Origin of the sequence: Brucella pseudogrignonensis, from assembly GCF_002252525.1 — a bacterium.
Classification (GTDB): Bacteria; Pseudomonadota; Alphaproteobacteria; order Rhizobiales; family Rhizobiaceae; genus Brucella; species Brucella pseudogrignonensis.
The window spans coordinates 98,592-110,087 of record NZ_NNRM01000037.1 but is presented as its reverse complement, the minus strand read 5'-3'; the positions used below and the strand labels follow the sequence as shown (position 1 = coordinate 110,087).

Genomic DNA, 11,496 nt, shown 5'->3' with positions numbered 1-11,496 from the left:
GTTATCATTTGCAAGTCGCACTTCAAACTAGAACCCACCCGGCTACAATAATGTGATCACATAATCTGTATTATGGAACGAACTAATGGATATTGCTATATAGTTTCCATGTCGGCGATGTTAGCAAGAGCTACCGCGTCATGACGGGACCTTGGCGTTGCGCCAATGACTAACTTCTCACTGCGTGATTGGCTTCCCTGAACTGCTGTTTAGCCAGAGGTGTTGGAATCATGCCGCTGGTTTGTTTGAACCTACAGTAAGATGGATACCAAGGGCCTTCATTACACCGAGGAGAGTAGATAGTTTGGGGTCGCCTTTTTCGCTCAGTGCTTTGTAAAGAGCTTCGCAGGTGATGCCTGCTTCTTTGGCAACATTGGTCATACCAAGAGAACGAGCAATATCACCAAGTGCCACGGCAATATCTTTGGTTTCACCATCTTCAAAGGCGGCTTCAAGACATCCGCGAAATGGTTGGAGCCGGCCTCGTCCAACGTGTGCATGGCGGTGCCCTACCCGTGTCGCCAGCAGGGCTTCCCTTTGTCAAAAGATACCGAGTTTCCAATGAAGAGAAAGTGAGGCTTGCCCGCCGCGGAACGCAGCTAATCTCATCCGGCCATCTCGTGATTATGGACGGTGGTACCACGAATCTCGAACTTGCCCGACAGCTGCCGAGAGACCTTGCGGTGACAATTGTCACCAATAGCCCACGGATAGCGACTGAAACATCCGAGCACCCTCATATCGAAGTCATCCTTCTCGGAGGCGGTTTCGATAAAAGAAGCCAGATGACTTTGGGCGCACATGTCCTGGCCGAGATTGCACTCATCAAAGCGGACCTCTGTTTCCTCGGCGTACACGGCATCCAACCCGAACTGGGACTGACAACCGCTGGCTATGATGAAGCAACTATCAAGTAGGCGATGATGACTGCATCTGCCGAGGTTGTCGCCCTGGTGACCCAGAATAAATTCGGAACCGCCGCTGCCCACAAGTTCGGGCAGACATCTGAACTCGCTTCTATTGTCACCGAGGATACCTTGGTCGCGCGACAGTTCTCGACCGACGCGGGTACAAATGCGAGAATGCTGTTTGTATGAAAATTGTAAGTTACTCGACGTGAGCATTGGCGTTTCAGGCATGCCCGTAAATCATGCCATCTCGACGCTAAAACAAGCATGCCATCGCTCATTAGATTGCAATCCCATGCGCCGAGTTTCGTGGAATCCGAGGCACTGGCTGTTCCAATATTCTCCCGGAAGACCCTAGCATTGCAAATTGCAGGCTTGGCATCGGAAACACGCGCACATGCTTGCCGCAACTCTCCCGCGTATCGACTGTAGAGACAAAGGAGCAATCGTTGCTGCAACTTGGCCCAGGGCAAAATGCCTCGTGGGAGACCGAGGTTTCGAACGCATTAAGAAACCCGGTATCGAGTGCGGCTTCTTTTAAAACCTCAAGGAAACCCGTCATTGGCCCGCACTAGCCAACATCAGATTGAATCGGCGCCAATCCGTCTGGCTCGGGTGCACGTTTGAACGGCGCCGATATCGCTTCGCCGACAATTCTTGGGTCGACTGCCCGTTGACACACGGCATGCAGAGGATTAACAATTGTTCAGATGGTGAACTTTATTACACGAGGCGACTTTGGCGGCGGTGTTTGACAGTGAGGACGATCTGGCGATCCGGGCGGCATGGTTGCACTATGCGGGCGGCATGACCCAGTCTGAAGTCGCTGATCGGCTCAATCTGCCCCGCGTCAAAACCCACCGCCTTATCGCCCGCGCCGTTCAGGCTGGCGCAGTGAACATTTCCATTGAGGGCGAGATCGGCGAATGTATTCGCCTCGAGAACAGCCTCAAGGACGAATACGGACTTGAAGTCTGCGAGGTCGCGCCTGATCTTAATGAAGAAGCTATGCCATTAAAGGCGCTCGGCATTCGCGGAGCCGATTTTCTCTATCGACTGATCGCATCGCAACAATATCAGCTCCTTGGTATCGGCCATGGCCGTACGCTGGCTGCCGCCGCATCCCATCTCCGACGTATTGAAGCGACTGGAATTCGGTTCGTTTCGCTCATTGGCGGACTTGCGCGCAATTATGCAGCCAATCCGCATGATGTCATTCACAAGCTCGCTGAGAAAACATCGGCACCGGCTTACATGCTGCCTGTGCCCTTCGCCGCCAACACGCCAGAGGATCGTGAAGTTCTGCTTTCACAGCGCGGCGTCGCTGGTGTGTTTGAGCTTTCAGCAGAATCCGAAGTAAAAATCGTCGGTATCGGCAATGTGGAAGCCGATGCTCAACTCGTCGCGGCCGACATGATCGACCGCGAAGAAATCTCCAGTATCAAGGCCATGGGAGCAAGGGCCGAGGTTCTGGGATACTTCTTCGACACAGAAGGCAAGCATGTGGAAACGCCGCTCACTGCGCGTTCGATCACGCTCGACCTTGACGTGCTGAGGAAGAGCCGCCTGATCGCAATTGCAGGGGGGCGGGATAAGGTCGGCGCGATCCGCGCCGTTTTAAAATCCGGTCTGCTTTCAGGCCTGATCGTTGACGAAGTAACTGCAAGGAATCTTTTGTCATACGCCCCTTGAGGAGGGGGCTTTCTGGGAGGAACGAAATTGTACGATAAAGAGAAAGACCTGATCGCAGCGTTTCAGCGCGGACAGATGAGCCGTCGCAGCCTTATGAAGGGGCTCGGCATTTTAGGGATGAGTGTTTCATCCGCGTCGGTTCTGCTGAACCTGAGCGCCACACGCGCCCTCGCCGCTGATTTCGATTGGAAAAAGCACGAAGGCAAGACCGTCAAGCTTTTGCTGAACAAGCACCCCTATACCGACGCGATGATCGCCAATCTCAAGGCGTTCAAGGAACTGACCGGTATGGAAGTCAAATATGATGTCTTCCCGGAAGATGTCTATTTCGACAAGGTGACCGCAGCCCTTTCATCAGGCTCAACCGAGTATGATGCCTTCATGTCAGGCGCTTACATGACATGGACCTATGGCCCTGCTGGCTGGATCGAAGATCTCAAACCCTATATCACCGATGCAAGCCAGACCAATCCCAATTACAACTGGGACGATTTCCTCAAGCCTGTCGTTGACAGTTGCGCATGGAATGGAAAGCCGGGCGGACAGCTCGGATCGGAAGACGCCAAACAATGGTGTATCCCGATGGCTTATGAAATGAATAACCTCACCTACAACAAGCGCATTTTCGACGCCAACAAGCTGACCGTTCCGACCACGCTCGACGAGCTGATTGAAACCGGTAAGAAGGCCAAGGGCGTGCTTTCCGGTGGATATGGCGTGGGCGTTCGCGGGTCGCGCAGCTGGGCGACAATCCATGCCGGCTTCCTCTCCGGCTATGCCAATTTCGGCCAGAAAGACCTCACAGTTGCCGATGACGGCATGTTGTCGGCGGCCATGAACACCGATGTTTCCAAGGATTACCACAAGAAGTGGGTGCAGATGATCCAGGAAGCCGGTGCCCCTGACTGGTCGACGCATACCTGGTATCAGGTCGGCACGGATCTGGGTGCCGGGAAATCGGCCCTCATTTATGATGCAGACTGCCTTGGCTATTTCATGAACGGTCCGGGCAATGCCGAAATGGGCAATCTTGCCTATGCAGCCTTCAAGCCGAACCCGGAAGCCTCAGGCCCAACGCCAAATGTCTGGATCTGGTCGCTCTGCATGTCGAGCTTCTCCAAGCAGAAGGACGCAACATGGTTCTTCCTGCAATGGGCGACCGGCCCTGAACACGATCTGTTCGGCGCACGCGAAATGGATCTGACAAACCCTGTCCGCAAATCGGTCTGGGCGGACCAGACCTATCGCGACAAGATCGCTGCGAAATATCCGGGTTATGTCGAAATGTTCGACGCCTCGGCGAACGGTGCATCGATCAAGTTCACGGCACAGCCGTTGTTCTTCGACCTGACCACCGAATGGGCTGCGATGCTGCAAAAGATGGTGGCAAAGGAAGTGCCTGTCGATGAAGGTCTCGACCAGCTGGCTGAAAGCGTGAACCGCCAGCTGAAAGAAGCCGGTCTCGGCTGAAAATGATGCAACGAGGGGCGACGGTCAATACCGCTGCCCTCATCATTCCCATTCAGTATTCCGCCTGCCTGACAAGGAACGGGACGTGTTTGTCTCGATGGCGGAGCTTTGCCGAGGACACCGCCTCATGAACGATATGACCAGAGCGCCCGTGCTTCGCCGCCGTCGTGTCAGTCGCCGAATGCTACCCTATCTGCTGAGCCTGCCAGCGCTGCTGACATGCATTGGCATTCTCGTGCCTTTTTTGACAGCGGTTGCCTATTCGCTTCAGCGATACCGGCTTTCGCAGCCATGGGCCCGCAAATGGAATTGGGGCGAAAATTACCTCAACTTCATGACCGACGCGGCCTTCTGGAACACGCTCAAAGTCTCCGCCACCTATGCGTTTTCGACCGTAATCTGTGAACTGTTGCTGGGCCTTGGCATCGCGCTTTTGCTGCAGCGCCGGACCATGATCAACAATGCAATTTCGATCATGCTTCTAATGCCGCTGATGACCGCACCCGCCCTCGCCGCCCTGATGTGGAAACTGATGACCAATCCTGGTTTCGGTATTATGTCATGGTTGGCCACGCAAGTGGGGCTTGAGAATTTCCGCTGGGCATCCGATCCCGCAACCGCAATGTTGACCGTGGTGATTGTTGACATCTGGGTCTACACACCCTTCATCATGATCCTGTTGCTGGCAGGCCTGCGTTCGTTACCACAGCAACCTTTTGAAGCCGCAACCCTTGATGGTGTGCCGCGCCTGTTCGTTTTCTGGCGCATTACGCTGCCGATGTTGACACCGTTCTTACTTACTGCAACGCTTTTCCGTGTCATCGAAAGCATCCAGCAATTCGATATTATTTACGCCATGACCCAGGGCGGGCCGGGCAACCGGCTGACCGTCTTCCAGGTCGAAGCCTATCTCAATTTCTTCCAGTCCACCAATGTCGGGCGTTCCGCAGCACTGATGATTATCCTCTGGGCAATCACCTACACGCTGTCGAACATATTCATCAAGCAATGGCTCCGCCTTCGCGAAAAATCCCATGCCGAAGCGTAAGAGGATATGACGATGCAACATGTTCACCCTCTCGAACGCATCCTGCGTGTCATTGCGCTGACCCTTGTGGTGCTGTTCTTCATGTTTCCGATTGTCTGGATTTTCCTGATGAGTTTCCAGACCAACGAAACCATTCTGCGCGTTCCGCCCTCCGTGGTGTTCTCGCCCACACTTGAAAACTACACCGCACTGATTTCCGGCAAGCTGCAAACATCGGCAGGCATTCTGGAAATCAGTTTCATGAAGAACCTGTTCAACTCGTTCTTCCTCTCAGTGACATCGGTCGCAATCGGACTTCTGCTTGGCGTTCCTGCAGCCTATGCCTTTGCACGGTTGAAATTCCGTGGCTCGGAAGACATCGCTTTCACGCTGCTGTCGTTCCGCTTTGCCCCGCCACTGCTGGTATTGCTGCCACTCACAATCTATTTTCAGCAGATCGGTCTCAGCGATACTTATGTTGGCCTTATCTGGGTCTACCAGCTTATCGTTCTGCCGCTGATCCTTTGGATCGTGCGTGGATATTTTGAGGATATGCCCGCCGATATCGAATATGCCTATCGTATCGCAGGCCATAGCTGGGGTGCCACCTTCCGCAAGATCGCTCTGCCACTTGCTGGTCCCGGCATTGCAGCCGCAGCACTGCTGGCTTTCATCTTCGCCTGGAACAACTTCGTTTTTGCACTGGTGCTTGCATCGGCGGACAAACAGCCGGTGACGGTGGGTGCGCTTGCCTTCGTGACAGCCTCCGGCATCCAGTACGGACAAGTCGCAGCGGCCATCGTGCTCTCGATTGCGCCTACTTTCGCCATCGCACTTTATGCCCAACGTTATCTCGTCGAGGGCTTGTCGCTCGGCGCGGTGAAAGGGTGAGACATGTCCATATCACTGAAAAACATCCATAAATCCTTCAAGAGCCATAAAGTCCTCGATAATGTTTCCTTTGACGTCGCAACCGGCGAAACCGTGGTTCTTTTTGGTCCATCCGGTGCGGGCAAGACTGTTCTTCTTCGCCTGATTGCCGGCGTGGTTGACCCGGACGAAGGCAGCATTTTCCTCAATGGGCAAGACATGGCAGGTGTCGAGCCGGAAGATCGCGGCCTCGGAATGGCATTCCAGAACTTTGCACTCTTTCCGCATATGGACGCGGCTGAAAACATAGCTGCGCCACTCACCGCACGGCGGCACGGCAAGGACAAGATCCGGGAGGCTGTTGGCAATCTTGCACGGCTCCTGAAGATTGATCATGTCATAAGCCACAAGCCAAAGGAGCTATCCAACGGCCAGAAGCAGCGCACCGCCCTCGCCCGTGCGCTCGCTGGCGACCCGTCGATCCTGCTGCTCGACGATCCGTTGCGCAATGTCGATGCCAAGCTGCGTTTTGAAATGCGGCTTGAACTGCCGCGTCTGCTGCGTGAACGCAATGCGACCGTCATATACGTGACGCAGGATTATAAGGAAGCTATGGCTCTGGGCGACCGAATTGCTGTTCTGGATACCAAAGGCATAACGCAGATCGGCACCCCGGAGGATATCTACTGTCGTCCGGCAACCATTGAAATTGCGCGGCTGTTTGGCGATCCGGTTATCAACCTTCTCGAAATAACGCCTGAGAAAATGCCGACAGGCGCTATCGAAACACGGCTCTCGGGCGGTCGTCTCGTCCTGTCTCAAAGCCTCGCAGCGCATGTGGGCCAGTCATTGCTTCTGGGTCTGCGCCCTGAATCAATCCGGTTCGTCGCCTCCGATACACCCGGCGCAATCCCCATCACCATCGAAGCCGAAACGCCCTTGAATGAAAAGACCGTTTCGCTTGCCGTTACGGAGCGCGGCCGCGAAATCATGCTTTCAAGGCCGGCGGGAACCTACGCACCCGATCGTGGTCCGGCGCATGTCGCTGTCGATGCAAATGCCGTTCTGCTGTTTGATCCTCAAACCGGACGCCGTGTTGAACTGGAGGTCGGACAATGACCAAGACGATGCTCAAACTGACCAATGTCGACAAGTTCTATGGTCCGGTTGGCAAAGGTTTTCATGCGGTCAAAAACCTCAACATGGAAATCAATGCCGGCGAAATCATAGCGCTGTTAGGCTCATCGGGCTGTGGCAAGACCTCGACGCTGCGTATGATTGCAGGGTTTGAGCCTGTCTCTCGCGGCACAATCAACATGGCCGGACGCGAAGTGCATCAGTTGCCACCAGTCCGCAGGCATGTCGCGATGGCCTTCGAGGGATATTCGCTTTATCCGACTGTGAATGTTCGCGACAATATCGCCTTCGCACTGAAGGCTGCAAAGCTTCCGGAAAGCGATGTCACCCGCCGCGTCAATGAAGTGGCGGGGATGCTGGAAATCACGGACATCCTGCATCGCATGCCCGGCACGATTTCCGGCGGGCAGCAGCAGCGCGCGTCGCTTGCACGCGCGCTGGTACGCGAGGCCGATCTCTATCTGCTTGATGAGCCAATGGGCCAGCTTGAACCACAACTGCGCACATTGCTGCGTGGCCGTATCAAGCATTACATCAAAGAGCACGGGCTGACCGCCATTCTGGTGACTCACGATCAGACGGAAGCCAACGCTTTGGCTGACCGTATCGCCGTGATGGAAGGTGGCGTCCTGCAACAATTTGCAAGCCCGCAGGAAATCAAGTTCAAACCGGCCAATCTGTTCACCGGCACTTTCGTCGGCGAACCACCGATGAATACCTTTCCCGCCAAAGCTTCGGCAGACAGCGACGGTGGCTTGAGCTTTGACCTTGGGCACGGCCAGAAACTTGACTATAAGAGCGACGCTTTCAAAGCTGAGACACGCGATCTGGTGGTTTCACTCGGAAATGTCGTGGTTGGTATCAGGCCCTATGCTGTTCAGCGCACGGCTCAAGGTGCGGCCGCAAGGGTCAATGTGAATCAATGGCTCGGCGATCAAAGCCATATTGGCGCAACGCTTGGTGACAGGCCATTGGTTCTCGTCGAGCATGAGCGCAGTGCTGTTCAAGTTGGCGAGAGCATAGGCGTGCATTTTCCTGCCAATGACCTGCATGTATTTGATGCCAATAGCGGACAGGCGATCACTCATGGTCAGGAGATCGCATGATGGCACAACAGGATATACTCATTGGCATCGATGCAGGCACTTCGGTCATCAAAACAGTGGCGTTCGATCTGTCCGGTCAGCAGATAGCGGTCGCAGCCGTCCCCAATCGGTATGTGACGCGGCCTGATGGCGCGGCAGTTCAGGATATGAACGACACCTGGGAAGACGCGGCTCTCGCTTTGCGGCAGCTTGTCGAGAAGGTTCCCGGTATCGCCAATCGTGTCGCTGCGATCGGCGTCACCGGCCAGGGTGATGGTACCTGGCTGATCGACAAGCACGGTGAACCGGTAACTGAGGCATGGCTTTGGCTGGACGCCCGTGCAGCTGATCGTGCGGAAAAGCTCAAGCAGAAGCCGTGCGATCAGGCGCGCTATGTCTCCACCGGTGCCGGGCTCAATTCCTGCCAGATGGGAACGCAACTTGGGCTGATGCGGGAAATCATGCCCGAGGTTTTTGACACAGCCACAACCTCACTTCACTGCAAGGACTGGCTCTATTTCCGTATGACGGGTGAACGGGTAGTTGATCCATCGGAAGCAAGTTTTACTTTTGGCGATTTCCGCACCCGAAATTACTCCCCCGATGTGATTGACGCACTTGAACTCAACGACCTCAAATATCTTCTGCCGCCTGTCATCGATGGCACACAGCAGACACACAAGCTCACGGAAGCTGCGGCACGGCAGACCGGCTTGCGTGCGGGTACTCCGGTCGCTCTCGCTTATGTTGATGTCACCTGCACGGCAATCGGCGGCGGTCTTTTCGCTCAGGACGATATCAATGCCTGCACCATCATCGGTTCGACCGGAATGCATATGGTCGCAAAACCGGCAGAAGACTTCATGCCGGTCGGTGCCCGTTCCGGCTATGTGATGCCGTTGCCGATACCCGGCTGGGTCGCGCAAATTCAGAGCAATATGGCGGCCACCCTCAATCTTGACTGGGTCTTTGCATTAGCCGGTGAAATGGCACGCGATTTTGGACACCAGGCCGACAGAGCCGAGCTGATCGCCCGCCTGAATGGTTGGCTCACCCAGGCACGGCCGGGGCAGCTCCTTTATCACCCCTATATCTCTGAGGCGGGTGAACGCGGGCCATTCATTGATGTAAGCGCGCGGGCAAGCCTGATCGGTCTTAATTCCGGCCATCGTTTCCCGGATATTGTCCGGTCTGTGGTCGAAGGCCTTGGCCTTTCGGCGCGCCATTGCTATTCCGCGATGGGAGAAATACCACGCGAAATTGTCGTCACAGGCGGCGCAGCGCGCGCTGATGAACTGCGTCGTATTCTTGGAGCCTGTCTCGGTGCTGACCTGCGACGGGCGACCCGTGAAGAAGCAGGTGCGACGGGTGCTGCGATGATTGCCGCGGTCGGCGTCGGCCTTGCGCCGGATATGAGAACAATTATCAAGGATTGGGTCAGCCCTACCCTTTCCAGCCCCGAGGGGCCCGACGCCGGACTCGTCCAAAAATATAACCAGATTTTCCCCAGCTACACCGCTTCGGTCGCCGCTCTGGCACCGATCTGGAAGCAATTGTAAATAAAGGAGATGCGTGCATGAGCCGCAAACTCGTGGTCATCGGGGACCATTTCATGTTGCCCGAAATATTTGAAGAAAAGCTCCGCGAAGCCTGTGGCGATGCTCTGGAGATACGCGGTTTCAGACAGGATTGGCCGGATCGTCCAATGGAGCATGGCTATGCCGTTTCCGGCATGGACGGCCTGAAAGAATATATGGGTTCGGCCGATGAAGTCGTAGACATGATTGGCGACGCGGAAATACTTGTCACGCAACTCGCTCCAATGTCACGGACAATGCTCGACCGGCTACCGGGGCTCAAAATGATAGCCGTCACGCGCGGTGGCCCGGTGAACATTGACATGAAGGCAGCACGCGACCACGGCTTGCGGGTAGTCAACGCACCGGGACGCAATGCGTCGGCAGTGGCTGAATTTACCCTTGGTGCCATTCTGGCTGAGACGCGCAAAATTCGGGTTGGCCATGAAGCTCTGCGACAGGGTATCTGGCGCGGTGATCTCTATCGCGCTGACACGACGGGGCGTGAGCTCTCGGAAATGACGGTGGGTGTTGTGGGATACGGCCAGATCGGCAGCCGTGTGGTGCGCCTGCTCCGTGCTTTCGGGGCAAAGGTGCTCGTGCATGATCCCTATGTGCAACTCAACCCGGCAGATGCCGCAGACGGCGTAGAACTCGTCAGTTTTGATCGCCTGCTATCTGAAGCCGATCTCGTCACGATGCACCCGCGCGTAACGGAAGAGACCACCGGGATGATGAATGCAAAATCATTCGCCAAGATGAAACCCGGAGCGACTTTCGTAAATACCGCACGCGGTCCGCTTTGCGATTACGATGCTCTGACAGAAGCTTTGCTATCCGGACACATCGGAGGGGCAATGCTTGAAACCTTTGGTGTAGAACCGGTCCCCGCTGACTGGCCTTTGCTTAAACTTGATAATGTAACGCTGACACCGCATATCGCGGGTGCGTCGGTTCGCACCGTCACTTTCGCGGCTGAACAGGCTGCAGAAGAAGTGCGCCGATATATTGCAGGTGAACCCGCCTGGCACCTGTGTTGAGGAGAATATCATGAACGAGAACCAACTGCGCCAATCCATCATCGACGGCTGCCTTGCCATGTCCCGCTCGGGGCTTAATCGCGGCTCATCAGGCAACATTTCGCTGCGCGCTGGCGATCATATGTTGATTACGCCGTCGGCGATCCCCTATGAGCAGATGACGCCGGACATGATCGCAAAAATGCGGATCGACGATGATAGTGGCGCCTTTGGAGGTCTGAGAAAACCATCAGTCGAATGGCCATTTCACCGTGATATTCTACGCGCACGTCCCGAAATGAATGCGGTGGTTCACACCCATGCCCGCTTCGCCACGATCCTTTCGGTGGCACGCAAACAGATCCCGGCTGTGCATTACATGATTGCAGCCTTTGGTGGTCCAACCATTCGCCTTGCCGACTATGCGACCTATGGCACAGCAGAATTATCCCGCAACATCATTACTGCGCTCGACGGTCGCCAAGGTTGCCTGATGGCCAATCACGGCATGGTTGTCTGCGCCGATACGCTGACACGCGCCTTATGGCTCGCCCATGAACTCGAAGCGCTGGCTGACCAATATTACCACGCGGAACTCATTGGTGGGGCGCATATCCTTTCGAATGAAGAGATCGAACGCACCGCACGCGGCTTTGCAAGCTATGGCGTTCAGGACCGCAAGCCCGACGCTGCCTGATCGATAGGAGCCAA

At 55.4% G+C, this 11,496-nt stretch carries 11 protein-coding genes and 1 pseudogene; 11 read left to right on the top strand and 1 reads right to left on the bottom strand.

Going from position 1 to position 11,496, the window contains the following annotated elements; genetic code table 11:
- Nucleotides 1–228 precede the first annotated feature (228 nt).
- Nucleotides 229–456, bottom strand: a pseudogene (locus CEV34_RS15990) (addiction module antidote protein); the annotation flags it as partial.
- Between the two features lie 116 nt (nt 457–572).
- Here CEV34_RS15990 and CEV34_RS15985 point away from each other — a divergent pair.
- The 11 genes from CEV34_RS15985 (at nt 573) to CEV34_RS15940 (ending at nt 11,482) form a co-directional block, all read left to right on the top strand.
- Nucleotides 573–917: a DeoR/GlpR family DNA-binding transcription regulator gene (locus CEV34_RS15985; RefSeq protein ID WP_179253555.1), complete on the top strand. Its 345-nt coding sequence runs from the start codon at nt 573–575 to the stop codon at nt 915–917.
- A 3-nt stretch (nt 918–920) separates the two neighbouring features.
- Complete coding sequence (locus CEV34_RS27080; RefSeq protein WP_179253553.1) at nt 921–1,097, top strand: hypothetical protein; 177 nt, start codon at nt 921–923, stop codon at nt 1,095–1,097.
- Nucleotides 1,098–1,715: 618 nt separating this feature from the next.
- The gene (locus tag CEV34_RS15980; RefSeq protein WP_153223376.1) at nt 1,716–2,600 is read left to right on the top strand and encodes a sugar-binding transcriptional regulator; all 885 of its coding nucleotides are present in this window, start codon (nt 1,716–1,718) and stop codon (nt 2,598–2,600) included.
- A gap of 27 nt (nt 2,601–2,627) precedes the next feature.
- A complete protein-coding gene (locus CEV34_RS15975) occupies nt 2,628–4,070 on the top strand; it encodes an extracellular solute-binding protein (protein ID WP_064323177.1) in 1,443 nt (480 codons plus the stop codon).
- Between the two features lie 127 nt (nt 4,071–4,197).
- Nucleotides 4,198–5,118, top strand: coding sequence for a carbohydrate ABC transporter permease (locus CEV34_RS15970; protein WP_094543980.1), 921 nt, complete (start codon nt 4,198–4,200; stop codon nt 5,116–5,118).
- Between the two features lie 12 nt (nt 5,119–5,130).
- Nucleotides 5,131–5,988, top strand: a complete 858-nt coding sequence (locus CEV34_RS15965) for a carbohydrate ABC transporter permease (protein WP_079210875.1) — start codon at nt 5,131–5,133, stop codon at nt 5,986–5,988.
- A 3-nt stretch (nt 5,989–5,991) separates the two neighbouring features.
- The gene (locus CEV34_RS15960) at nt 5,992–7,086 is read left to right on the top strand and encodes an ABC transporter ATP-binding protein (RefSeq protein ID WP_094543979.1); all 1,095 of its coding nucleotides are present in this window, start codon (nt 5,992–5,994) and stop codon (nt 7,084–7,086) included.
- Nucleotides 7,083–8,210, top strand: a complete 1,128-nt coding sequence (locus CEV34_RS15955) for an ABC transporter ATP-binding protein (protein WP_007880239.1) — start codon at nt 7,083–7,085, stop codon at nt 8,208–8,210. The genes CEV34_RS15960 and CEV34_RS15955 overlap by 4 nt, the downstream gene beginning before the upstream one ends.
- The gene (locus tag CEV34_RS15950; RefSeq protein WP_313029123.1) at nt 8,207–9,748 is read left to right on the top strand and encodes an FGGY-family carbohydrate kinase; all 1,542 of its coding nucleotides are present in this window, start codon (nt 8,207–8,209) and stop codon (nt 9,746–9,748) included. The genes CEV34_RS15955 and CEV34_RS15950 overlap by 4 nt, the downstream gene beginning before the upstream one ends.
- Before the next feature lie 17 nt (nt 9,749–9,765).
- Nucleotides 9,766–10,806 (top strand): 2-hydroxyacid dehydrogenase, encoded by a 1,041-nt coding sequence (locus CEV34_RS15945; RefSeq protein ID WP_064323182.1) that lies wholly within the window; start codon nt 9,766–9,768, stop codon nt 10,804–10,806.
- Between the two features lie 10 nt (nt 10,807–10,816).
- A complete protein-coding gene (locus CEV34_RS15940; RefSeq protein WP_094543978.1) occupies nt 10,817–11,482 on the top strand; it encodes a class II aldolase/adducin family protein in 666 nt (221 codons plus the stop codon).
- The last annotated feature ends 14 nt before the right edge of the window (nt 11,483–11,496 follow it).